This window comes from Brevibacterium sp. ZH18 (assembly GCF_022748595.1).
Classification (GTDB): domain Bacteria; phylum Actinomycetota; class Actinomycetes; order Actinomycetales; family Brevibacteriaceae; genus Brevibacterium.
The window spans coordinates 15,645-39,896 of sequence record NZ_JALDSX010000010.1 but is presented as its reverse complement, the minus strand read 5'-3'; the positions used below and the strand labels follow the sequence as shown (position 1 = coordinate 39,896).

Annotated in this window: 21 protein-coding genes; 8 read left to right on the top strand and 13 right to left on the bottom strand. The window is 65.7% G+C overall.

Going from position 1 to position 24,252, the window contains the following annotated elements; translation table 11 throughout:
• Window positions 1-24 precede the first annotated feature (24 nt).
• The gene (locus MPN20_RS05960) at window positions 25-1,503 is read left to right on the top strand and encodes an NAD(P)/FAD-dependent oxidoreductase (RefSeq protein WP_242780475.1); all 1,479 of its coding nucleotides are present in this window, start codon (window positions 25-27) and stop codon (window positions 1,501-1,503) included.
• Here MPN20_RS05960 and MPN20_RS05955 read toward each other — a convergent pair.
• The 3 genes from MPN20_RS05955 to MPN20_RS05945 all read right to left on the bottom strand — a co-directional run bounded on the left by MPN20_RS05955 (window position 1,475) and on the right by MPN20_RS05945 (window position 4,867).
• Window positions 1,475-2,524 (bottom strand): DMT family transporter, encoded by a 1,050-nt coding sequence (locus MPN20_RS05955; protein WP_242780473.1) that lies wholly within the window; start codon window positions 2,522-2,524, stop codon window positions 1,475-1,477. The two genes, MPN20_RS05960 and MPN20_RS05955, sit on opposite strands and share 29 nt — an antisense overlap.
• 22 nt (window positions 2,525-2,546) lie before the next feature.
• Complete coding sequence (locus tag MPN20_RS05950) at window positions 2,547-3,734, bottom strand: PLP-dependent aminotransferase family protein (protein WP_242780471.1); 1,188 nt, start codon at window positions 3,732-3,734, stop codon at window positions 2,547-2,549.
• 152 nt (window positions 3,735-3,886) lie between these two features.
• On the bottom strand, window positions 3,887-4,867 hold the full coding sequence (locus tag MPN20_RS05945; protein ID WP_242780469.1) for an EamA family transporter: 981 nt from the start codon (window positions 4,865-4,867) through the stop codon (window positions 3,887-3,889).
• Window positions 4,868-4,958: 91 nt separating this feature from the next.
• On the opposite strand from MPN20_RS05945, the gene MPN20_RS05940 reads away from it, so the two are divergent.
• Entirely contained in the window at window positions 4,959-5,861 is a 903-nt protein-coding gene (locus MPN20_RS05940; protein WP_242780467.1) for a LysR family transcriptional regulator, read from the top strand.
• Here MPN20_RS05940 and MPN20_RS05935 read toward each other — a convergent pair.
• From MPN20_RS05935 to MPN20_RS05925, 3 genes are all read right to left on the bottom strand, one after another.
• Complete coding sequence (locus MPN20_RS05935; RefSeq protein WP_242780465.1) at window positions 5,858-6,778, bottom strand: hypothetical protein; 921 nt, start codon at window positions 6,776-6,778, stop codon at window positions 5,858-5,860. The genes MPN20_RS05940 and MPN20_RS05935 overlap by 4 nt on opposite strands.
• Window positions 6,779-6,780: 2 nt before the next feature.
• Window positions 6,781-7,338, bottom strand: coding sequence for a hypothetical protein (locus MPN20_RS05930; protein ID WP_242780464.1), 558 nt, complete (start codon window positions 7,336-7,338; stop codon window positions 6,781-6,783).
• A 138-nt stretch (window positions 7,339-7,476) separates the two neighbouring features.
• Window positions 7,477-8,292: a hypothetical protein gene (locus MPN20_RS05925; RefSeq protein ID WP_242780462.1), complete on the bottom strand. Its 816-nt coding sequence runs from the start codon at window positions 8,290-8,292 to the stop codon at window positions 7,477-7,479.
• Window positions 8,293-8,420: 128 nt separating this feature from the next.
• Here MPN20_RS05925 and MPN20_RS05920 point away from each other — a divergent pair, with 128 nt between their 5' ends.
• A complete protein-coding gene (locus tag MPN20_RS05920; protein ID WP_242780563.1) occupies window positions 8,421-8,648 on the top strand; it encodes a DUF3073 domain-containing protein in 228 nt (75 codons plus the stop codon).
• Window positions 8,649-8,802: 154 nt separating this feature from the next.
• On the opposite strand, the gene purM is transcribed toward MPN20_RS05920, so the two are convergent.
• The 3 genes from purM to MPN20_RS05905 are packed head-to-tail and all read right to left on the bottom strand — an operon-like array spanning window position 8,803 to window position 11,910.
• Window positions 8,803-9,900, bottom strand: coding sequence for a phosphoribosylformylglycinamidine cyclo-ligase (gene purM / locus MPN20_RS05915; RefSeq protein WP_242780461.1), 1,098 nt, complete (start codon window positions 9,898-9,900; stop codon window positions 8,803-8,805).
• A 1-nt stretch (window position 9,901) separates the two neighbouring features.
• Window positions 9,902-11,383, bottom strand: a complete 1,482-nt coding sequence (gene purF / locus MPN20_RS05910; RefSeq protein WP_242780459.1) for an amidophosphoribosyltransferase — start codon at window positions 11,381-11,383, stop codon at window positions 9,902-9,904.
• Window positions 11,384-11,427: 44 nt separating this feature from the next.
• Window positions 11,428-11,910 (bottom strand): hypothetical protein, encoded by a 483-nt coding sequence (locus tag MPN20_RS05905; RefSeq protein WP_226829594.1) that lies wholly within the window; start codon window positions 11,908-11,910, stop codon window positions 11,428-11,430.
• Window positions 11,911-12,070: 160 nt separating this feature from the next.
• On the opposite strand from MPN20_RS05905, the gene MPN20_RS05900 reads away from it, so the two are divergent.
• Window positions 12,071-13,051 carry a universal stress protein gene (locus MPN20_RS05900; RefSeq protein ID WP_069601269.1) on the top strand — a complete coding sequence of 327 codons (981 nt, stop codon included), beginning with the start codon at window positions 12,071-12,073 and terminating at the stop codon, window positions 13,049-13,051.
• A 17-nt stretch (window positions 13,052-13,068) separates the two neighbouring features.
• Here the strand turns inward: MPN20_RS05900 and MPN20_RS05895 are convergent, their stop codons facing one another.
• The 4 genes from MPN20_RS05895 to MPN20_RS05880 are packed head-to-tail and all read right to left on the bottom strand — an operon-like array spanning window position 13,069 to window position 16,939.
• Complete coding sequence (locus tag MPN20_RS05895; protein ID WP_096178810.1) at window positions 13,069-13,968, bottom strand: DMT family transporter; 900 nt, start codon at window positions 13,966-13,968, stop codon at window positions 13,069-13,071.
• 38 nt (window positions 13,969-14,006) lie between these two features.
• On the bottom strand, window positions 14,007-15,449 hold the full coding sequence (locus MPN20_RS05890; protein WP_009881531.1) for an aldehyde dehydrogenase family protein: 1,443 nt from the start codon (window positions 15,447-15,449) through the stop codon (window positions 14,007-14,009).
• The gene (locus MPN20_RS05885; RefSeq protein WP_242780457.1) at window positions 15,446-15,847 is read right to left on the bottom strand and encodes a sterol carrier family protein; all 402 of its coding nucleotides are present in this window, start codon (window positions 15,845-15,847) and stop codon (window positions 15,446-15,448) included. Before MPN20_RS05885 ends, MPN20_RS05890 begins: the two co-directional genes overlap by 4 nt.
• A 15-nt stretch (window positions 15,848-15,862) precedes the next feature.
• Window positions 15,863-16,939, bottom strand: a complete 1,077-nt coding sequence (locus tag MPN20_RS05880; RefSeq protein ID WP_242780455.1) for an asparaginase — start codon at window positions 16,937-16,939, stop codon at window positions 15,863-15,865.
• Window positions 16,940-16,972: 33 nt separating this feature from the next.
• On the opposite strand from MPN20_RS05880, the gene purD reads away from it, so the two are divergent.
• The 4 genes from purD (at window position 16,973) to MPN20_RS05860 (ending at window position 24,233) form a co-directional block, all read left to right on the top strand.
• Complete coding sequence (gene purD, locus MPN20_RS05875) at window positions 16,973-19,312, top strand: phosphoribosylamine--glycine ligase (protein WP_242780453.1); 2,340 nt, start codon at window positions 16,973-16,975, stop codon at window positions 19,310-19,312.
• A 323-nt stretch (window positions 19,313-19,635) separates the two neighbouring features.
• A complete protein-coding gene (locus MPN20_RS05870) occupies window positions 19,636-21,132 on the top strand; it encodes an aminobutyraldehyde dehydrogenase (protein ID WP_242780451.1) in 1,497 nt (498 codons plus the stop codon).
• 195 nt (window positions 21,133-21,327) lie between these two features.
• On the top strand, window positions 21,328-23,076 hold the full coding sequence (locus MPN20_RS05865; protein ID WP_242780449.1) for an amidohydrolase: 1,749 nt from the start codon (window positions 21,328-21,330) through the stop codon (window positions 23,074-23,076).
• A complete protein-coding gene (locus MPN20_RS05860; RefSeq protein ID WP_242780447.1) occupies window positions 23,073-24,233 on the top strand; it encodes an ABC transporter ATP-binding protein in 1,161 nt (386 codons plus the stop codon). The genes MPN20_RS05865 and MPN20_RS05860 overlap by 4 nt, the downstream gene beginning before the upstream one ends.
• The last annotated feature ends 19 nt before the right edge of the window (window positions 24,234-24,252 follow it).

Sequence of the window (24,252 nt, the reverse complement as noted above, 5' to 3'; positions counted from 1 at the left end):
GGCCAATACACCTAGACTGGATCCATGAGCAATGCTGAGGTAGATGCCGTCGTCGTCGGATCCGGCCCCAACGGTATGGCTGCGGCCGTGACCATGGCTCGCGCGGGCCTGTCCGTGCAGGTCTTCGAGGCCCAGTCGACGATCGGCGGCGGAGCCCGCACCCTCGACTTGGGACTGGCACCTGGGATCACTCACGACATCTGCTCAGCCGTGCACCCCCTGGCGATCGCGAGCCCGTTCTTCCTCGACTTCGATCTGCGTGCCCGCGGTCTCGAGCTGACCACACCGGAGATCTCCTACGCCCAGCCCCTCGACGATCGCCTCGCCGCGCTGGCCTTCCACAACCTCGACGAGACGGTCGACCACCTCGGGGAGGCCGGCCCCGAATGGCGGCGATTCTTCGCCCCGCTCCTCGACCGCGTCGACGATGCAATCTGGCTCTCCCTCGGTGACAAACGGTCGATCCCGGAGACCCTGCGCGATGTTCCCGGCATCGCCAACGTCGTGAAGTTCGGCCTCCGACTGCTCACTCAGGCCAGTCCCGCCTGGAACATCCCGCTCTCCCACGAAACCAGCAAAGCCCTATTCACCGGCGTCGCCGCACACGCGATCGGCGGGCTGCCGAGCATGGGCACGGCAGCGACGGCCACCATGCTCGCGACCATCGCCCACGCCGGCGGCTGGCCCTCACCGGTCGGCGGATCGCAGGCGATCATCGACATCATGCTCGCCGACCTCGAAGCCCACGGAGGAACGGTGACGACGAATGCGCGCATCGACCACGTCTCCGATCTGCCCGCGGCTCGTGCGTACCTGCTCGACACCTCGGCGCTGAATGCCGCTCAGATCTTCTCCGGGCTCATACCCACCCCTGTGGACAAGTCGCTGCGCAGCTTCAAACAGGGCAATGCCGCGGCGAAGGTCGACTTCGTCCTCAACGGCCCCGTGCCCTGGTCCGATCCGAACATCAACCGCGCCGGAACCGTCCACGTGGGCGGAACCAGGGCACAGATGGCCTCGGCCGAGGCAGACGTCATCGCCGGACGCATGCCCTCCCACCCTGTCTGCCTGGTCTCAGACCCGACCGTCTTCGACCCCTCCCGCGAAGTCGACGGCCTGCGTCCGCTGTGGACCTACGCCCACGTGCCCTTCGACTGCCCCATCGACCCGGCCGAGTACATCATCAGCCAGATCGAACGCTTCGCCCCGGGCTTCCGCGACACCATCGTCACCTACAATTCGATACCCGCCTCCGAGATGGCCGATCACAACCAGAACCTCATCGGCGGCGACATCGCCACCGGACTCGTGAGCTTCTACCGGATGATGGCCCGACCGCGGACCTCCTGGGACAACTACAGCCTCGGCGTCCCGGGTGCCTTCCTCTGCTCGGCCGCGACCCCACCGGCCCCCGGCGTGCACGGTATGAACGGCTGGTTCGCCGCCCGCAGAGCCCTGAAGACCCGCTTCGGTATCACCGAGGCCCCGAACCTGGCCCCGTAGGCGCTGAAACGGTCCCTCCCCCGCCGAGGCGGCTCGACCACACGTGCCACACGCCGTTTGCCACGGACACCGCCACCAGCACGATGACAGCGCCGATGACCTGGGCCACGGTGAGCTTCTCGGCGAGGATGAGCGCCGAGAGCACGAGTGCGAACACAGGTTGGATGAGCAGCAGACTCGAGGTCACCGACGGCATCAGACCCGTGCTTCCGCGGTTGATGAACAGCCACGCCACGACCTGCCCCAACAGCGCCAGGGCGATGAGCAGCATCCACGACCGCGGGCTGATTCCTGTGAAGTGCAGCCCGCCGGTGAACATTGCAATGATCGATGCGGTCACCGCCGCCGAGGCGCTCGCCCAGATCAGCGGCTGAATCGTTCCCTCGGCCTTGCGCCTCGTCGCCCGCCGGGTGAGGAACAGGTAGATTCCGTACCCGGTTCCCGCGATGAGCGCGAGAACGGTGCCGAAGACGGCCCGATCCCCCACCTCGGCGCCGGAGAGCACACCGCCGACAAGGCCGACGCCCACGAGCATCAGCGGCACAGCGATGATGAAGCGCCAACGCACACGTTCACGATCGATGATCAGGGCAAGCAGCGGGAGGACGATGACCTGAACGTTGACGAGCACTGTCGCGACGCCGGCTCCGACGAGGTAGATCGACGCCGTCCATGCGATGTAGTCGACTCCCAGAGCCACGCCGGCAGCGATCGCCCAGAGGATCCCGGACCGCGAGAGCCCACCATGGCGAGCCCGCTCGGCAAGGGCCAGCGGTACGAGGGCGATGACCGCAATTGCGCACCGCAGCACGGCGGTCGTGGCTGCATCGACACCGGCGAGTTTGACGAGGATCGCCGAGACCGACAGACACAGTGCACCGGCAAGGACCGCTGCGATCGCGAGCGCGGCGGACGGCTCGGGCCGCCTGGCTCGCGCAGACCGCCGAGCTGTCTCGGGTTGCGGCACTCGTTCGGGCCGCGGTTCGGGTGGAACTGGTTCAGTGGGATCTGGTGTGCTCATCGACTGCCATTCCGATTCCGCCCTAGATGTGCTGTCGCAGGATCGCACCCAGCCGGGTCAGGGCGTCGACCATCTCATCGTCGGACTGTCCCGAATAGCTGAACCGGGCATAGTTCGACCGTTCCTCGGTCGGGAAAAACGAACCGCCCGGGACGTAGGCGACCTGGGCTTCGGGCAGAGCGTGCTCGGCCATGAAGGCCGCCGCGTCGAATCCGTCCGGGAATGTCACCCACGTGAACAGCCCGCCTTCGGGAGTGGTCACGACCGCCTCGGCGGGGAAATGCTCCCTCATCGTGGCGAGCATGAGATCGCGCTTGGCGCGGTAGACGGCCTGCGCGCGTTCGATGTGGGCGTCGATGTCGAAGGACTCGAGGAACCGGGTCACCGCGGTCATGTTCAGGGTGGACGACTGGGTGTCGGCGGCGAGCTTGAGCAGGCCGAGCTTGTCGAGGATCTCCGGGGCCGCGCTCACCCAGCCCAGGCGCACACCGGGAGCGAGGATCTTCGAGAAGCTGCCGAGGTGGATGACCCGGTTCTGTGTGTCGAGTGAGCGCAAGGTCGGCAGGTGTTCGCCTTCGAACCTGAGCTCACGGTAGGGCGAATCCTCGAGGATGAGGACGTCGTGTTCGTTGGCGAGTTCGATGAGGCGTTTGCGCCGGGCCAGGCTGAGCGTGACTCCGGTCGGGTTCTGGAAGTCGGGGATGACGTAGATGAACTTGACGTTGTCTCGCGTGGACAAAGTCTCCTCGAGGGCATCGACGTCCATGCCCTCGGAATCCATGTCGACTCCCGCGTACTCGGGCTGGCAAGGGTTGAAGGCGATGAGCGCACCGAGGAACGTCGGGTTCTCCGTGACGATGACGTCGCCGGGATTGATGAGCAGCTTCGCCACGAGGTCGAGTCCCTGCTGAGCCCCCTGAAGGACGAGGACGTCGTCGGCATCGGTCGCCGCGCCCTGGTTGGACATGCGCTTGGCGATCTGAGCGCGCAGTCCGGGCAGCCCCACCGAGGCGGTGTATTGCAGAGCCGTCGCACCTTCGTTGGCGAGGACATCGGCGAACACCTGCTGAAATTCTGCGACCGGGAACAGACTCGAGTCCGGGTATCCGCCGCCGAATGACGTGATCGAGGGGTCATCCCCGTATCTGAGCAGCTCACGGATGGCTGAGGGCTGGACCCGAGCAATGCGATCGGCGAACTTCGATGACACTGTTTCTCCTTTGAAGACTCAGCCATGAGCACTGGCGACATGACAGGTGCTGACGGTGCGGACACCACCGGTGATCCGCTGAGCATACAACCGAATCAGAGTGGTCGGGAACGGTGTCCGTGCAGCGCCGGCGGAATCGGCACCCACTGCGCTCAGGTCATCGTTCGACGCGTCCCCGCGGGGACGTCTGGGACCGACCGACCGGCGGCGGGCACGACTGCCGGTACCGGTGCCGGCACCACCTCGGCGAGGATCTTCGGTCCCTTCGCCGCCCGCATGCCTGCGCCGAGGACACCGATGATAACGAGGACTGCCCCGCACATCTCCCCCACCGACACCGTCTCACCGAGGAAGAACCAGGCGGCGCTCATGCCGATGATCGGGACGAGCATCGAGAACGGAGCGACGACTCCGGCGGGGTTGCGCGACATCAGCCACGACCAGATTCCCGAACCGAGGATCGTGGCGATGACGACCGTGTAGGCGAGTCCGGCAAGGCCCAGCCACCCGGTCGGGGTCATCAGCGTCGTCAGAGAGTGGCCGATCAGGTTGGGGCCTTCGACGAGGAGGGAGAGCAGGAACATCGGCACGGGCGGGATGACGGACATCCACATCGTGAACTTCACCGGCTCGACGGAGTGCGCCTGACGGTTGCAGATGTTGCCGATCGCCCATCCCAGACCACCGGCGAGGGTGAGCAGGAACGGCAGGAAGCTCGCGCTCGAATCGAAGCGCTGCCAACCGACGACTCCCAGACCGGCCATGGCCACGATGAGGAACGCCATCTGCGATCCGCGGACCCGCTCACGCAGGAACGTCATCCCCAACAGCACCGTGAACGGCCCCGATGCCTGCAGCACGAGCGAGGCGATCCCTGCCGGCATCCCCGCCGCCATCGCCCAGTAGAGGAAGAGGAACTGCAGGAGACCGAAGCCGAGCCCGTAGCCCACGATCCAGCGGAACTTCACGTCCGGCTTCGGGATGAAGAGCAGTGCAGGGATCGCGAGGACCGCGAAACGCAGTGCCACGAGGAAGAAGGGCGGGAACTGATCGAGGGAGAGATCGATCGCGAGGAAATTCAGACCCCACATGACCGCGACCGAGGCGGCGAGAAGACAGTGTTTGAACGACATGACTCCATTCTCGAGCCACACCTACACTTAACACAATCGATATATTCTTCACAGACTGTGTAGCCAGGCTTCAGACTTGTACGATGGCCCCATGGATCCCAGGTACCTCGAACTGCTGTGCCAACTCGACGAGCGCGGCAGCGTCACCGCCGTCGCAGAGGCCACGTTCCGCACTCCTTCGGCGGTGTCCCAGCAGCTCAAGCAGGCGGCTCGGGAAGTCGGACATACTCTCGTCGAACCCGATGGGCGCGGGCTGAGGCTGACCTCTGCCGGCCGGCTGCTGGCAGCCGGCGGGCGTGACGTGGCCTCGGCGATCGCCCGCGTGCAGGCGGACTGGGAGGACTACCTCGGCGACCCTGCCGGTGAGGTCAGGATTGCCGGTTTGCCTAGCGCTCTGACCTACCTCGTCCCTGCGGCGCTGCGTCAGCTGCGCGATACGAGCCCGAACATCATCCTGCGCACCGTCGACATGGATCTGGCCGAGCACGAGTTCGCGGCCCTGACCTCCGACGTCGACATCGTCGTCGCCCACAGCCTGATCTCCGAACGACCGGCAGGAGCCGAGGGGCTGAGCGTCGAATCCCTGGCGACCGAACCCATCGACGTCGCGGTCGCGAACTCCCATCCGCTGGCCGGTCGACACGAGCTGACGCCGGGAGACCTCGTCGATGCTCAGTGGATCGGTGTGCCCCACGGCTTCCCGTTCGCCACGATCCTGTCCTCGATCGAACACGTCACCGGACGTGAGCTCGAGGTCACCCAGCGCATCCGAGACAACCGACTCATCGAGGCGATCGTGGCCTCGAGCGACCAAGTTGCCCTGCTGCCGCGATTCACGACCCCGCGGGATGCGGGGCTCACGCTCATACCGCTGACCGGAGTCGCCACGACCCGCTGGGTCGTGGCGGTGATGCGCCCGGACACCGCTGAGCGGGCAGCGATCAAGCGTGTGCTCGATGCCCTGCGAGGCGGTAACGCTCAGCGAGTCACCTAGCGGATCGCGAAGCGCTTGGGAATCAGCTTCTCCAACGGCAGGAACGCGGCCCAGCAGATGACGGTCGGCAGGAAGTGGATGCCCAGCGCCAGGTAGGTCATGAGGTGGAAGAGCATGAAGAACGCGACCACCCCGTAGAGCCATCTGCCCTTGACGAAGAGTGCCACAGGCGAGAGGAACTCGAATGCCAGCGTCGCCCACTGCCCCGCAATGAGCAGACCCGGCCATTCGAGGAACGGCTTCGACCACTCGGCACCGCGGCGCATCAGAGCCCAGATGATCACGGCCCCGTTGGCCCAGTGGGTGATGTTGCCCGAGGCGATCCACTTCATGAGCACCGAGTAGAAATACGTGAGGACCACGGAGATCTGGACGACGCGGAATGCCCATCCGGCCTTCGCCGAGGTGACGCCCCCGTCTCGGAATCGAGCGACGCCGATCGTCGGCAACACAATTGCGGCGATGACCAGCGCCATATGGTCGTGGGCGACGTAGCCGTACCCCTGGGTGTAGAACATCCACAACCCGAAGGTGATCGTGACGATCCAGCCACTGATGCGCTGGAGGATGCCGACGGCGGCCAGAAGGCAGAAGACGATGATCGCGGCGAGCAGGATCTGCGCGCCGAGGACGCTGACCGGCGGAATGTGGAGGAACCTGGCCAGCCACAGCGGCTGGTAGAGATCGGGTGTCCAGCCATGCGGGATGACGTCACCGGAGATCGTGAGCACGTCGATGATGATGAAGACGTAGATGAAGACACGGAAGACGGCGACGCGGGCCAGAGGGATCTCGGGCGTGAACCAACGGATGAACGCATTGCGCCTGCCCGCCTCGGGGGCGGTCGCCTCGGCGCCGGTCGTCGACAGGGTCTTTGTACGCATCGACCGGGCGGTCTTCGGGTCGTTCGCGGGCATGCTCACTTGACCTCCCACGTCGCCAGGATCTTCTTCGTCGGTTCGCCCACACTGTGTCCGTTCTCAAGCTGGGTAACCGTGCGGCAGAGGATCATCTCTTCGGGCTTCGGGTCGTCCGGGTGCAGTCGCTCGTAGGAGTCGGCCAGGGTCTGCAGCAGTTCCGGATGGGACACGACCCGGTCGAGCTGAGATTCGATGTCTCCGCGTTCGATGCCGACCGTGGCCGCGTTGAAGCCCAGCCTGCGGGGCTCGTCCTCACCGGGGAACTGCGCTTCGAGGCACGTTGAGTTCACTGTTCCGTTGAGATCCTTGGCCGTCGCGTACTGAGTCAGCGAGCCGAGCGGGAAGAAGTCGTTCGTATTGAGGAACTGTCCGCAGGTGAGGATCACGAGCGCAACGAGGGTCGCGCCGAGTCGCCAACCAATCGACCAGCCCGACAGCGGTTCCTTCGCCGAGGCGGTCGGACGTCCCGTTGTCGGGTCGACTTCAGCTGTGAGATCGGAGTCGACCATCGCCGACGGCCGGGTGCTCGTCAGAAGTCGTCGCTTCTTCTCTTCCATGGGCTGTGTGATTCATTCTCTCGACGCCGCGGGTACGGAGACTATCGTAGCCGCCCGCCTGCCCGACTCAGCTACCTTCCGGGCGCCGAGCAACCTCGCGGCAGGTTGCTGGGCGCCCGCAAGGTTGCTGAGAGAGGCTCAGGATCCGCGCGCGTAGAGGTTGAGCTGCTCCCACATCGCGGCGTACTTCTGGAAGGACGCGACCGCGGACTCCGGGTCCTCGTTGCTCAGCGCGGTCACCCACGAGTCGACGAGTTCGGGGGCCTCATTGGGCCAGAGGACATCGCTCATCCCGCCCAGGTCGAGTTCGAGGATTGAGTTCATGTCGAAGCTGTCGACCCACTGCGCCAGTGTCGAGGTCTGCTCGACCATGTCGACGACCTTGGACCGATCGGCGACGGTTTCCGCTGCCCATTCCATGCGCGCCGAGGCGGCCAGGATGTCCGTGCGGATGAGCACCCGCAGTCCGGCGTCGGTCTCTTCGGTGATGACCTGGTCCTCGCTCAATGAGAAGAACAGCCACCACGACGGCGGCACGTCCCAGGCCGAGACCCGGGTGAAGATCCGAGTGTCCTTGGCGTCCTGGAGCCACTCAGCGCGACGGCTGGCAGCACGCCTGCGCGCGGACTTCGGAGCGATGATGTCGAGCGTCGCCTTCGAGGTGTGTTCGCTCAGGGATTCGAGCGCTTCCCACCCGCGGATGTCCTCCTGGGCAGGGCAATATCGGTCGACTCCGTCCGCTGTCTGAGACGCCGGAAGGAAGATCGGAGTGTTGCGGAACGATTCGGCTACAGGGCTCGGCGGCAGGGAGATCAAGCGCTTGTCGGCGTCCCGTGACACCTGCTCCTGGACGCGAGCACGGTTGTCTTCCACCTGGCTGTCTTGCAATTCGGAATGAACCGCCGTGGGCTCGAAGATCCGCAGAGTGACAACATAATCGCGACTGTAGGACATTCCTTCAGCCTATCCAAGGTCCGGCCGCAAAATGGAACTTCCCACTGCGAACAGGTAGGATTTAAGCGCATAGCAGAGATCTAGTCCGGGGCTGATCGCCCCACATGACGACGGAGGGGGTCACGCCAGTGGGTCGCGGCCGCGCAAAGGCAAAGCAGATCAAGGTAGCCCGGAAGCTGAAGTACTACAGCCCGGACACCGACCTTAATAGACTCCAGCAGGAACTGGGTGCCGAGTCGCAGAAGTCCGGTTCGTCAGATCCGTATGATGACGAGCCTGATTACTCCGATTACGCCGACAAGTACAACGTCGACGACGAGGACGAATTCGGCAACTATTCGCAGCGCGAATCGTAACCATTCGGCCCTGTGGCCAGCACTGACTCACTGACATTGAGGCTTTGAGCAGTTCGCAGCATTGAGCAGAGCAGCAAGAAGGCGGAGACTTCGGTCTCCGCCTTCTTCGTGTCTTCACTCACTCTCAGAGCAGGATCGCTTAGAGCAGGATCGCTCAGAGCAGGATCGCGGCTCCGCCGTCGACGCCCTTGGCGCCCTGAACGTAGTCGAGTTCCGAGGACAGTGAGCCGTCATCGGCGCTGACATCGCCGAGCACCCATGAACCAGGGCAAGCAGCGAGCACGCTGTCGGCCGCCTCGACGGAGGTGACAAGCACCATCCCGACACCGAGGTTCCACGTCCGTTCGCGATCTTCCTGCGGAACGCCGCCCAGATCACCGAGAACGGAGAACACCGGAGGGATCTCCCACGAGAACCGCGTCATCTTGGCCACGAGTCCCTGCGGCAGCACACGTGCCACATTGGCGGAGAGCCCTCCGCCGGTGACGTGCGAGACCGAATGCACGGCATCGGGCAGGGAGTCGAAGAGCGCATTGAGCTCAGCGGTGTAGACGTGGGTGGGGACGAGCAGCTCCTCGCCCAGGGTCCGACCGAATTCGGGCACGTTCTTCTCCAAGCCCCACCCCGCCTCGGCGATGATGTGCCTGACCAGGGAGTACCCGTTCGAGTGGATACCTGAGGACGGCAGTGCGATGAGCACATCGCCGGCAACGACCTTCTCGGGGCCCAGCAGCTTGGCGGCATCGACGACACCAGTGGCGGCACCCGCAACGTCGTACTCATCGACGCCCAGCAGACCGGGATGCTCAGCGGTCTCGCCGCCGACGAGGGCCACATCGGCGCTCGCGCAGGCTTCGGCGATTCCGCGCACGATGTCGGCGATGCGTTCGGCGACGACCTTGCCGCACGCGATGTAGTCGGTCATAAACAGCGGCTTCGCACCGCACACGATGATGTCGTCGACGACCATTCCCACCAGGTCGTATCCGATGGTGTCGTGCTTGTCGAGAGCCTGCGCGATGGCCACCTTCGTACCCACGCCGTCGGTCGACGAGGCAAGGAGAGGGCGGTCGAAGTCCTTGAGCACGGAGACATCGAAGAGTCCGGCGAAGCCGCCCACTCCCCCGATGACGTTGGCATTGTGTGTGGCTGAGACCGCTGACTTCATCAGCTCGACGGCGCGGTCACCGGCCTCGACATCGACGCCGGCAGCGGCATACGTGGTGGACTTCGGGTTCACGTCGGAACTCAACTCAGCATCCTTTGTCGGCAGGGGTGTTGTTGACTGGAATCGGGTATTCGCCGGAGAAGCAGGCGGTGCACAGCTGGCTGCGCTTCTGCTGGGTGGCTTCGACCATCCCGTCGAGGGAGATGTATCCCAGGGAGTCGGCGCCGAGGTTGTCGCGGATCTCGTCCATGTTCAGGCCGTTGGCGATGAGTTCGGCCCGGGTCGCGAAGTCGATGCCGTAGAAGCAGGGCCACTTCACTGGCGGGGAGGAGATGCGCACGTGGATCTCCTTTGCGCCGGCTTCGCGCAGCATCCGCACCAGCGCCCGCTGGGTGTTGCCGCGCACGATCGAGTCGTCGACGACGACGAGGCGTTTGCCCTCGATGTTCTCGCGCAACGGGTTGAGTTTGAGTCGGATGCCGCGCTGTCGCAGGGTGTCCGAGGGCTGGATGAATGTGCGGCCGACATAGGCGTTCTTCATCAGACCCTGGCCGAAGGGGATGCCGGAGCGTTCGGCATAGCCGACAGCGGCCGGAGTTCCCGATTCCGGGGTGGCGATGACGAGATCGGCATCGACGGGAAACTCGTCGGCCAGCTGGCGGCCCATCTGAGTCCTGGCCGAATGCACGGTCTTGCCGTTGAGCACGCTGTCCGGGCGGGCCAGATACACGTACTCGAACACACAGCGGGCCTGGTCCTGTTCGGCGAACCGGAAGGAGCGCAGCCCGTCCTCGTCGATGGCGATGAGTTCGCCCGGTTCGACGTCGCGGACGAAGGAGGCACCGACGATGTCGAGCGCCGAGGTCTCGGAGGCGACGACCCAGCCGTTCTCCATCCGACCCAGCGACAGGGGGCGCACGCCGTGCCTGTCGCGAGCAGCATAGAGGGTGTTCTCGTCCATGAAGGCCAGCGAGAACGCACCTTCGACCTTGGGCAGAAGATTGAGAGCAGCCTCGGTGAGGTTCTCACCCTCTTCGGTGGCGAAGAGCTCGGTGACCAAAGAGGTGTCATTGGAGGAGTCACGGAAGGGTCGGGTGCGGCTGACCTTCTTCGTCGCGTCCTTGACGACCTGATCGGCGTCATCACGACGACCATCGGCCATCGCCTCGAGCTCATCGAAGTTCGTCAGGTTGCCGTTGTGCGCCAATGCCACTGTCCCGAACGGGGTGGGTCCCAACGTCGGCTGTGCGTTCTCGAACGAGGGCGAGCCCGTCGTCGAGTAGCGCGTATGCCCGAGCGCGATGTGCCCCTGCAGAAGTTCGAGATCCCGCTCGTGGAAGACCTGCGAGACCAGGCCCATGTCGCGGTAGATCAGGATCTGCTTGCCGTTGCTGGCAGCTATACCCGCGGACTCCTGTCCACGGTGCTGCAGAGCGTAGAGCCCGAAGTAGGTGAGTTTGGCGATTTCCTCGCCTGGCGCCCAGACTCCGAATACTCCGCAAGCATCCTGAGGTCCGCGGTCCAGGGGGTCAATTTCGTGCGTTAGTTGCCCGTCTCCTCTTGCCACGTGAAAGATTGTCTCACATGACTGAGCCCACCTTCACAGGATGTTCAGACTCCGGTACTCGGCGACCCGTTCCGGGGCTCGTCATCGACACTGCCCTCCGCCTCGGCGACGGGATCGGGCGACGTCTCTGCGGTGGTATCGGGTGACGTCTCAGCGCCGGCCTCCGGTGCTGCCTCGGCGCCGGCATCGGGATCCTCACCATTGGCTTCGGCGATGCGACGGCGCGCGATCTCCTTCGGATCATCGACCATGTCGATCTCTGCACCGACGCGGTACTTGCGTGCTTTCCGCCGGCCCGACCAGTCGAGGATCAGTGCCAGCAGTCCGCCGAGGAACAGCCCGCCGACGCCGAGGATGAGCAGCAGCAGCCCGGCTCCCTTGCCCACGGTGTAGCCGGTGGGGATCGCTTCGGGATCGACGAAGAGGGTGAGCGCACCCGCGACGAGAACGCCGAGAATCGCACCGAGTCCCATGAATACCGAATACTTGGGGCTGCGACGAACGGCGACGTCGATCTGGTCCTTCATGATCTCCTCGGGCATCGGTGTCAGTGGCGGGTCAGAGGCGCCCGCATTTCACGTCGCGGACAGTCTAGTCGAGATCACCTCCGTCGATTCCCAGGCAGTTATCCGACCGATCCCATAAGGTAGAGGCAGGCACAGTAGGACTTCTCACATAGGGGTGGACATGTCTCATACGATCATCGTCGGAGTTGACGGCTCCGCCAACAGTCAATGTGCGCTGCAGTGGGCGATCAAGCATGCACAGCTGACCTCCTCCGAGATTCGCCTCGTCGCGGCCTACACCGTTCCCGGCGTCAACATGAGCCAGGCCGACATCGTCTACCCGGCCGATTTCGACGTTGCGATCAAACGATCGGTGCAGCAGCTCGTCGACGACAGCGCCAGAACCGTCACCGATGCCTCGGTGCCGGTCTCGACCGTGGTCTCCCCCGGGGATGCCTCAGGTGCGCTGGTCGACAACTCGAAGAACGCCGACCTCGCCGTCATCGGTGCCCGCGGTCGCGGCGGTTTCGCCGGTCGCCTGCTCGGGTCCGTGGCCTTGGCGATGCCCGCCCACGCACACTGCCCCACCGTGGTCATCCCCAGCACGTGGCCAGAGCGCCCGCTGCCGGAGAGGCCGCTGCCGATCGATCTGCCCGTGCGTTCCTCCTCCGCGCAGACGTCCGCCGCCGAGTCCGGGGACAGGCGCCCGGACTTCACCGGTGAGATCGTCGCCGCGATCGACCCCTTCGAAAGCGACGGCCCTGTCCTGCGAGAGGCGGCAGTGCAGGCTCGGATCTACGGTCTGCCCCTGCACCTGATCGGCATCACCGCCGCCCATGTGCTCTCGCCGGAGTGGATGCCCAGCGAAACACACCTGGAGAAGATGTACGACGAGGCCGTGACCTCGCGTGAAGAGGCGGCGAAATCTCTGGCGGAGGAATTCCCCGAGGTTGAGGTCCGCTGGTCGATCTTCGATGCCCCCGCCACCGAGGTGCTCATCAGTGCCACCTACACCGCCGAGCTCATGATCATCGGCTCCCGGGGCCGCGGCGGCTTCGCGTCCACCATTCTCGGTTCAACCTCGCAGGCAGTCCTCTCACACTCGGCCTGCCCCACCCGAGTCGTGCGCGTGCTCCGCCGAAAGGGTGGGAGAAAGCGCTGACCCTCCACGAGGAGAACTCAGCCGAGGGCGATGAGGCCGATTCCGGCGACGACGACCACGGCACCGGTGAGCTTCATGGCGATGTTCTTCTCCCCGAAGAACCACCAGGCCAGCAGTGTGCCGACGATGATCGAGGTCTCCCGCACAGGGGCGACGAGGGACACCGGTGCCTGCTGCATGGCGAAGAGGACGAGCAGGTACGCCAGCGGGGAGAGGATGGCGACGGTGACCAAGGCTCGTTTGTGGCCGGACACGATCGACCTGAAATCCGCGCGCCGTGACGGACCGCCGGGGATCGTCACGATGCCAAGGGCCATGATGATGGCGACGCAGGCTTCGGAGACGGCGAAGTAGAGCAGCGGTGAATCGGTGATGTGGTTGACGGAGAAGTCATCCCAGAGCGTGTACGAGGCGATGAAGGTTCCGATCAGCCCGCCCCAGGCCAGACCACGCCCCACGCCGTGGCTGCTTGTTGCGTGACCTCCACCGGCTCCCTTCGGGCGCACGGTCACGACCGCGATTCCGGCGATGACGACGAAGGCGCCGATGGTCTCCGGCGGTGTGGGCCGCTCCCCCAGGAACAGCACGGCGATGATGATCGTGATGATCGGGCCGACTCCACGCGCCGTGGGATAGACGACGCCCAGGGGTGCATGGTCATAGCCGGACTGGAGGGACACCGAGTAGGCGATGTGGAAGATCGCGCTGAGTGCGGCGGCACCCAGCAGACTCGGACTGAACTCATGTGCCCCCGACGCGAGCAGCCAGATCGCGATCGGGGCCAGGAGGATCGCCGAGAGTCCGTGATAGGCCAGCACGAAGGCATAGCCCTTGCCGGAGACGGACTTCGCGGCGATGTTCCACAGGGCATGGGCCACCGAGGCGAAGAGCACCAGCCCGAGGACAGCAGGGGTCATCGAGGACCGTGACCAGACCGCGTCACAGCGTCAGGACCTCACAGCTTCACGACGACGGTCTTCGTCTGCGTGTACTCGTCGAAGGCTTCGATGGACTTCTCACGGCCGTAGCCGGACTTCTTGAACCCGCCGAAGGGCAGTTCGACTCCCCCGCCGGCACCATAGGTGTTGACGAAGATCTGCCCGGCCTCCACCTCGGCGGCGACCCGGTGGGCGCGCGAGATGTTCTGCGTCCACAGCGCCGAGACCAGACCGTAGTCGGTGCCGTTGGCCAGGGAGATCGCCTCTGCCTCATCGCCGAAGGTCATGGCCACGACGACGGGTCCGAAGACCTCTTCCTGTGCGATCTTCGACCCCGGGGACACATTGTCCACAATCGTCGGGGTGATGAAAGCACCCCCGGCGAGGTCGGCGGCGAGCCCCTCGGGACGGGTGCCTCCCGTGACGATCTGGGCGCTGCCGATGTCGGAGAGGAACCCTTCGACACGGGCCTGCTGCTTCGTCGAGATGAGGGGCCCGAGCATCGGGTCGTCGGAGCCGTACCCGATGGTCACCTTCTCCATGGCGGCCGCCATCTTCTCGATCACCTCGGCGTGGATGTCCTGGGCGACGATGAGCCGGGACCCGGCCGAGCAGGTCTGACCGGCGTTCTGGATGATCGAGCGCACCAACGACGGGATGGCAGCGTCGACATCGGCGTCGGAGAAGACGATGTTCGCGGACTTTCCACCGAGTTCGAGCACCGTCGGGATGACCCGATCGGCAGCGGCATGGGCGATCTGCGAACCGGTCTGGGTCGAGCCGACGAAGCCTAAGTGGGCGATGCCCGGATGCGCGGCCAACGCCGCCCCCGCCTCGGCGCCCAGGCCTGTGACCACGTTGAACGCACCGGCGGGGAAGCCCACAGAGTGGATGAGTTCGGCCAGGCGGACCGTGGAGCGTGGGGTTTCGTCGGCGGGTTTGGCCACGGCGCAGTTGCCGGTGGCCAGCGAGGTCGCGGCGGCACGGCCGATGAGCTGGAGCGGATAGTTCCAGGCCACGATGTGTCCGGTCACGCCGTAGGGCTCGCGCCGGGTGTAGACGTGCATGTCCTCGGACATGGGGATCGAGTGCCCGTAGTAGGACTCGATGGTGTGACCGTAGAACTCGAAGTAGCGGGCGCAGACGTCGACGTCGGCGTAGGCCTGGGTCAGGGGTTTGCCCGTGTCCTCGGATTCGAGGCTGGCCATCTCATCGCGGTTGGCCCGGATCACTTCGGCGGTGGCGACCAGCAGCTTCGACCGCTGCTCGGTGCTCGAGCGCTTCCATTCCTGCTGTGCCCGGGCCGCGGCCTTGACCGCCCGGTCGACTTCGTCGGCTCCGCCTCGGGAGACATCGCCGAGGTGTTCCCCGGTGGCCGGGTCGATGTTGGCGTAGGTGGTCAGCGAGGGGACGTGGCGTCCACCGATGAATGAGGTGGTCTGGGTGATCTGGGCGTTCATCGCCGGCCTTCCAATTCTGCCGATGTGTACAGCGGGACGAAGTCACTGATGTCCGCGCGGGTGCCCGAGGCGTCAACGGCGCCTTCGGCCAGTGCGGCGGAGAATTCTGTCTTGCCGGTCACGATCTCCAACCACACCTGCGCCGAGGTTTCGACGACGTTGGGCGGTGTCCCGCGGGTGTGGCGGGGGCCGGGAATGCACTGGGTGACGCCGAAGGGTGGGACGCGGACCTCGACGCTGTTGCCCTCCGCCCGCGACGCGAGTTCCTCGAGCGTGAAACGCACCGCTGTGGCCAAAGTCGACCGGTCTGCCGGTGCCGCATCGGCCTCGGAATGGGCCACCCACATCTCGAGGGCGTTGCGGCCCTCGTCGGGGTCTATTCTTCTGCGAATCGCCATCAGTGACTCTCCCTCTTACCTGATCCTCGCTATATCTTCACCCACGTTGACCTGCCCGACAACCGCCGTCCGCCCCTCGGAATCGATTCCGCCGGTGACGGACTCGGTGATCTCTGCGATGACCTCGCCGAGGAGATCGTCGCTGATGTCTGGAATCGCTCCGGCCTTGCGCAGCAGGGTCAGAGCCACGAGCCCCGTAGCCCGGGAGGACCCGTCGAGGCACTTCAGGGCCACCGAGTACCCGGCTTTCGTGGACATGACGATCACGCCCTCGGCCCCGCCCTTGGCGAAGATGCCGAGACGGTCGATGACCGTGGAATTCGGTCTGCCGTGGCCCTCGATCGCCCAGGGTTCGGCGAAGACGGCGCCCATGAGGGTGCGCGCCTCAGTCGCAAAGGAGGCAAAGGGTTCCGTCGCCGAGGTGGCCCCCGAGTCAGCGTCTGTGCAGCCCAACCGCACAACACGGCCGATCCCCCGCGCCAGGCCGGTGAGGCTGAGGGCGAAGACGGGAGCCCCGCAGCCGTCGGTGCCGAGCGCGGCCGGAGTTTCGCCGGCGAAGGCCTCGACCACCTCGGCGATCCTCGCCTGCACCGGATGGGCAGGTTCAAGGTAGGTCGCGGTCTCGGCACCGAGGGCGGTGGCGGCCATGAGGAACGCCGCATGTTTGCCGGAGCAGTTGAAATACAGGCGCGATGTCGGGTCGCCGGTGCCGGCTTCCTGCAGGCTGCGGCGGAAGGCACCGTCGGCGGGATGAGCAGACGGACAGCGGAGGTCGTCCACGCTCAGGCCAGCGGATTCGAGCATCCCGGCAACCGCCTCGGCGTGGCCGGCCTCGCATTTGTGGGACGCGGTCGCCAGTGCCGCCCAGGTGCCGGTCACCTGCTCTGTGAAACTCATCGCGGCAATCGCCTGCAGCGGCTTGAGGCTCGATCGGGTGAACACGGGAGCCTCCGGTGCGCCGAGGCTGATCAGGGGTGATCCATCCGGGTCGAGGACGACGGCGGAACCGATGTGGCGGGATTCGACGAACCCGCTGCGCTCGACGAAGGCCAACTCGGCGGCGTCGGCGGAAACGAAAGTGGAACGAGTCACGCACTCAAGCCTACGACCTTATAGTCTGGTGGGGTGAAGGTTCTTGTCATCGGTTCGGGCTCCCGCGAACACGCCCTCGTCCTAGCTCTCAGTCGCGACCCCCAGGTCGACGCCGTCATCGCCGCACCCGGCAACCCGGGAATCGCTGCGATCGCGCACACCGAAGACGTCGATATGAACGACGCTGCCGCAGTCACCGCACTGGCGGAGACGCTCGACGTCGACCTCGTGGTCATCGGCCCCGAGGCACCACTGGTCGCCGGTGTCGCCGACGCCCTGCGTGAATCCTCGTTCCCGGTCTTCGGCCCCAGCGCCGAGGCCGCGGTCCTCGAAGGCTCGAAGGCGTTTGCCAAGGAGATCATGGAGTCCGCGAACGTGCCCACCGCACGCGCAGTGGTCGCCTACACCTCCGACGAGGCGGCCGCGGCCCTCGACGACTTCGGTGCCCCGTACGTGGTCAAGGCCGATGGCCTAGCCGCGGGCAAGGGTGTCGTCGTGACCTCGGACCGCGCCGAGGCTCTGACCCACGCCAGCTCCTGCCTTGAGGTCTCCGACCGGGTCGTGATCGAGGACTATCTCGACGGCCCCGAGGTCTCCCTCTTCGTCCTCTGCGATGGCCAGCACACTCTGCCGCTGGCTCCCGCCCAGGACTTCAAACGCATCGGCGATGGTGACACCGGCCCCAACACCGGCGGCATGGGCGCCTACTCGCCCCTGCCCTGGATCCCGGCAGGCACGGTCGACGACATCGTCAACACCGTCGCCCAGCCAGTCGTCGATGAGATGACCCGCCGCGGCACCCCGTTCGTCGGTCTCCTCTACTGCGGACTCGCCCTGACCTCGAAGGGAATGCGGGTCGTTGAGTTCAACGTCCGCTTCGGCGATCCCGAAACCCAGTCCGTGCTCTCCCGCCTGCGCAGCCCCCTGGGACAGACCTTGCTCGCCGCCGCCGAGGGCCGCCTCGACGAGGTCGGTGAACTCGAGTGGGATCCGCGCACCTCGGTGACCGTGGTCATGGCAGCCGAGAACTACCCGAACACTCCGCGCACCGGAGACATCATCCTCGGACTCAACAGCGCCGACGGCCTCGAGGACATCAACATCCTCCACGCAGGCACGGCCTTCGCCAAGGACACCGGGGCCGGATTCGCCCCCGAGGACGTCGTCATCAGCGAAGACATCGCCGAGACCGGAGACATCATCACCGCCGGCGGACGCGTGCTCTCCGTCGTCTCGCTGGGCAACGGCCTGAACGAGGCCCGGGCCAAGGCCTATGCCGCTGTGGACGAGGTCAAATGGGACGGAGAACAGCACCGCACCGACATCGCCGAGGTGGCTGCCCGGGGACAGATCGCCGTGGCCGACATCTACCCGGCCCCCGAGGCCGTGGACGAGCCGACGCTGCCGTTCGCGGTCGAAGAATCGACGACGTCGGCGGCGGACGATGCCGTGGCTACAACCGCCTCGGCGATGGGACTCGATGCCGGCGCTGCCGAACTTCCGGGCTGGACGCACGTGTACTCGGGTAAGGTCCGCGACCTCTACATCCCCGACACGGCGTCAGACGCCGCCTCCGCTGAGCAGCTGCTCATGGTCGCCTCGGACCGCATCTCCGCCTACGACTGGGTCCTCGACTCCGAGATCCCGGACAAGGGCAAGGTGCTCACGGGGCTGAGCCTGTGGTGGTTCGACCAGCTCTCTGACGTCATCGGCAACCATGTCATCAGCTCCGACGTCCCCGACGCCGTACGCGGGCGCGGACTCATCGTGAAGAACCTCTCGATGATCCCGGTCGAATGCGTCGCTCGCGGCTATCTCACCGGATCGGGCATGGCCGACTACAAGGCCACCGGATCCGTGTGCGGCATCCGACTGCCCGCCGGTCTCATCGAGGCCGACCGCCTGGAACCCGCGATCTTCACTCCGGCCACGAAGGCCGAGCTGGGCGATCACGACGAGAACGTCAGCTTCGATCAGGTCGCTGAGACAATCGGCGCGGACCAGGCTGGAACGATCCGCGATCTCACCATCGAGATCTACCAGCGGGCAGAGGAGATCGCACGCGAGCGCGGCATCATCCTGGCCGACACGAAGTTCGAGTTCGGCACACTGCCCGACGGTACGATCGTCCTCGGCGACGAGGTGCTCACTCCTGACTCCTCACGCTTCTGGGATGCTTCGAGCTACGAATCGGGCCAGCCTCAGGCGAGCTTCGACAAGCAGTTCGTCCGCGACTGGCTGACAGGTGAGTCCGGCTGGGACAAGTCCTCGGACACTCCTCCCCCGGCACTGCCTGCCGAGGTCGTCGAGAAGACCCGAGCCCGCTACATCGAGGCCTTCGAGAAGCTGACCGGGGAGACCTTCCCCGGCTGAGACTGGTCACAGCCTCACCGCTTCACAGCCTCACCGTTCCATAGCCTCACCAACACAACGCCGCACCTCCGAGACCACGCCGCACACTGTGGCCTCGGGGGTGCGGCGTTGTCTCGAGACGCAGGTTCATTCGTGCGGCAGCCAACGGCCTCGCGCGAAAATCGCATATGCGACTACTGATTCAGCAGGGAAATATGCTGGGTGGTAATTGTTTTCAACTCAAAGCCGTCTCATGCAACGGAATCAGTGGATTCCACCCACTGATTCCGATACTCTGTGTGACCAGGCCCACACAGACGTGCAACTCGGTTGGAAGTGAAGATATGCATTATTGGAATGGCAGCTATCACGAAGGCAGCGGCAAACCCTTCACCCTCGTCAACCCCGCCACCGGTGAGAAGACCGGCGAGTACAGGCTCGCGAACGCCGAGGACGTCAACCAGGCAGTCGCCGCAGCCAAAGCCGCCTATCCGGCATTCAAGGCACTCACCCCGGGCGAGCGTGCGGAGCTGATGCTCGGACTCGCCACACAGCTCGAGGCCCGTGCCGATGAACTCGCCGAGCTCGAGTCGCAGCAGACCGGCAAGTCCATCCGCCTGGCCAAGGAATTCGACGTCCCCGGCTCGATCGACAATGCAAACTTCTTCGCCGGCGCCGCCCGCCAGCTGACCGGGCTTGCCGCTGGCACGTACTGGGAGAAGTCGACGTCGATGACTCGTCGCGAACCGCTCGGCGTCGTCGGTTCGATCGCCCCGTGGAACTACCCCCTGCAGATGGCCGCATGGAAGATCTTCCCCGCCGTCGCTGCCGGGAACACGATCGTGCTCAAGACCTCAGAGATGACTCCGGGCACCTCGCTCATCCTCGCCGAGGCGGCCACCGCTGCGGGCTTCGCCCCCGGCGTGATCAACATCGTCGCCGGTGACGGGCTCGAAGCAGGCGAAACGCTCATCACCCACCCCGACGTCGTCATGTCCTCGTTCACCGGGTCGACGAAGGTCGGCCGGCGCATCATGGAACTTGCCGCGGCGAAGGGCTCACGAGTCCACCTCGAGCTCGGCGGCAAGGCCCCGTTCGTCGTCTTCGACGACGCCGACATCGAAGCCGCGGCCCGCGGCGCCGTAGCCGGGTCGCTCATCAACTCCGGCCAGGACTGCACCGCAGCGACCCGCGCGATCGTCGCCCGCGAGCACTTCGAGGCGTTCACCACCCGCGTGACCGAGCTGATGAAGGGCGTGCGGGTCGGCAACCCGTCGAACCCGGCCACCGACATGGGCTCGCTCATCTCCCTGACCCACCGGTCACGGGTCGCCGCCATGGTCGACCGTGCCCGGGAAACCGGCGCCATGATCCACTGCGGCGGTGAGATCCCGACGACGAACCACCTCGGCGAGGCTCTGCCCGGGGATGCCGAGACCACGGCGTACTACGCGCCGACGCTGATCAGCGGGATCGACACCGACGCCGAGGTGTGGCGCGATGAGATCTTCGGACCCGTCCTCGTCGCGATCGCCTTCGACACCGACGATGAAGCCATCGAACTGGCCAACGACACCCCGTACGGTCTGGCGGCGAGCGCCTGGACGACGACCACGAACCGGACGATGCGGGCCGCGGCCGACATCGAAGCCGGCTGCGTGTGGATCAACGAGCACATCCCGATCGTCTCGGACATGCCCCACGGCGGATACAAGGCCTCCGGGTTCGGCAAGGACATGAGCCAGTACTCGCTCGAGGAGTACACGCAGATCAAGCACGTGTTCATCGACCAGCACGAGGACCCGCACCACGAATGGCAGGACACGATCTTCACGTCCTGAGGACCACGCCGACCCTGTGCGGTCGCAGCCCAGCCCGCCGAACAGGGCTGCGACCGCAGCAATCACCCGGACACGAACCGATAACAGCTGGTCAGGTCTCTATGACCAGCTGTGTCGGCAGACCTACAATGACATCCAGCGGAGCGCGCCCGGCGCGTGTCCGCCCACCTTCGACAAGGAAGTCGGGAGGCATCAGTGGACCTCGACATTCTCGACGTCAGCATCTTCGACGGTCACTCAGTCCTGCCTGCGAACCGGATCAGCATCCGCGACGGCATCATCACAGACATCGGCACCGGCGAGGCCGCTGAACCTGCGGCACGCACCATCAGCGCCGCCGGAGCGCTCGTCACGCCGGGGTTCGTCGATGCCCACGTGCACACGACGTTCGGCGGGCAGGAATCCCTGGCCTGCGACGTCAGCGGGGCCGACGGGCTCGACGCCACACTCACAGCGATCCGGGACTACCTCGCCGCAGATGCGGACGCTGCGAACGCGCACGCCGCGGACTCCTGGGTCACCGGGGGCGGCTGGTCGATGGCCGACTTCCCCGGCGGAGCACCCCGAGCCCGCCTCCTCGACGAACTGGGTACGCAACGGCCCATCATCCTGCTCAGCGCCGACCACCACTCGGCGTGGGTCAACTCGAGAGCCATGGCCATCGCCGGCCTTGATGCGAGCACACCTACCCCGGCCGGCGGTGTGATCGAGAAGGACGAGGCCGGATCACCAGCCGGTTGTCTGCACGAATCAGCCATCGACATCATCTCCGCTCACGTCCCGCCGGCCACCGATGCCGCCATCGCCACTGGGCTGCTCGCCGGGCAGTCCTACCTGCACTCGCTCGGCGTGACCGCCTGGATGGACGCCATCGTCGGCGACTACTCCGGGCACCGCTCCCCCTTCGACGCGTACGTCGGCGCAGCTGAGTCAGGGGATCTGCGCGCCGAGGTGGTCGGCAGCCTGTGGTGGCCCCGTGACGTCGAGGACATCGACGTCCAGGTCGCCGAACTCGTCGAACGCCGCCGGACCGAAGGCTCGTTCCGCACCACCTCGGTGAAGTTCATGCTCGACGGCATCGTCGAATCCCGCACCGCCGCCATGAGCACCGAGTACAGCTGCGCATGCGGCGGCTTCGGCACGAGCTACTTCACCCGCGAGCATCTGCACCGGTCATTCGAAGCTCTCGACGCGGCCGGGTTCGACATCCACTGCCACGCGATCGGCGACGCCGCCGTCAAGGCCGCACTCGACGCCTTCGAAGCCATCGGACGCGGACCCGATGACAATGACCAGACCGGCAGCGGTCCCCGCCCCGACGCGCGACACCACATCGCCCACGTCCAGGTCGTCGACCCTGTCGATGTCCCACGGTTCAAGACGCTCGGAGTCACTGCGAATCTGCAGGCACTGTGGGCCTGCCGCGACCAGCAGATGATCGACCTCAACATTCCCTACCTCGGCGATGAGCGCACTGCATGGCTCTACCCGTTCAAGTCCTTCGCCGAGGCGGGCACCCACTTGGCGATGGGGTCGGACTGGCCGGTGTCAACCGCTGATCCGTGGCAGGCGATCCATGTGGCCGTCAATCGCACGCATCCTGACGGAGGCGATCCCGCTCCGCTCCTGCCCGAGCAGGCCATCGACCTGACCACGGCGCTGCGCGCCTACACCTCCGGGTCCGCGCATCTGCTGCGCTCCTCGGCCAACGGCGCGATCCGCATCGGCGGTGTCGCCAATCTCGCGCTGGCAAGCACGAATCCCTTCGACGATGATCCGTCGGGCCTCGTCGACGTGCGCACCGTCCTGACCGTTGCCGGCGGCCGGATCGTCTTCGACGAAACCGGCACAGATTGCACCACCGGCACGGCCGCAACCACCGGCACGGCCGCACCCACCAGCCACACGAAGATCCCAGCCACACACGCTGAAAGGCAATCATGACCACGACAGCCACAGCCGACACGACGGCTCCCCCGCAGCTCGAACACCTGGAGATCCAGGGCGTGAAGAAGGTCTTCGGAGACAACACTGCGATCGAGCGCCTCGACCTCTCCGTGCGCAAGGGCGAGTTCCTCTCACTCCTCGGCCCCTCAGGCTGCGGCAAGACCACACTGCTGCGGATGATCGCCGGATTCGAGGCCCCCACCGACGGCGCGATCCTGCTCTCGGGCAAGGACATCGTCAGCCTCCCGCCGCACCGGCGCCCGGTCAACACCGTGTTCCAGTCCTACCTGCTGTTCCCGCACATGAACATCGCCGACAACATCGCCTACGGCCTCAAGCAGTCGAAGACTCCCAAGTCCGAGATCGCCGACCGGGTCCGCGAGGTTCTCGCACTGGTTCAGATGGAGGACTTCGCCGGGCGCAAACCCGATCAGCTCTCCGGCGGTCAGCAGCAGCGCATCGCCCTGGCCCGCGCCTTGGTCAACCGCCCGCAGGTCCTCCTCCTCGACGAACCGATGTCGGCCCTGGACCGGAAGCTGCGCGAAGAGATGCAGCTCGAGCTCAAACGCCTGCACACGCGACTCGACACGACCTTCGTCTTCGTCACCCACGACCAGGACGAGGCGCTGGCGATGAGCGACCGGATCGTCGTCATGTACAACGGCGTGATCCAGCAGATCGGCTCCGGTGAGGACATCTATGCGAACCCCGTCAACGGGTTCGTCGCGGGCTTCATCGGCAAGCAGAACTTCATCCCCGCCGAGGTGACCGCCACCGACGGCGGCACCGCACGGCTGAAGACGGCGAACGCTGTGATGGAGACGCCCTCGCTCGACGTCAGGCCCGCCTCGGCGACGGGGACGGCCGGCACCCTGAGCGTCGGCGATCAGGTGCGGGTGGCCATCCGCCCCGAACGCATGCACGTGGCTCCGGCCGCACAGGCCGAACCGGGTACGAACTCGGCCCGCGGGAAGGTCCTGTCGGTGTCGTTCCTCGGCGACGTGATCCAGTACATGATCGTCTCCGGCGACAATGACGAGATCCTGGCCCGGATGCCGGCGGCGGGCAATGAGATCCTCCCGGACGGCGCCGATGTGGACCTCAGCTGGGACGCCGACGCCGTGAGCGTCTACGGCTTCGAGGGCGGTGCCTGAAGTGGCCAGGACGATACCC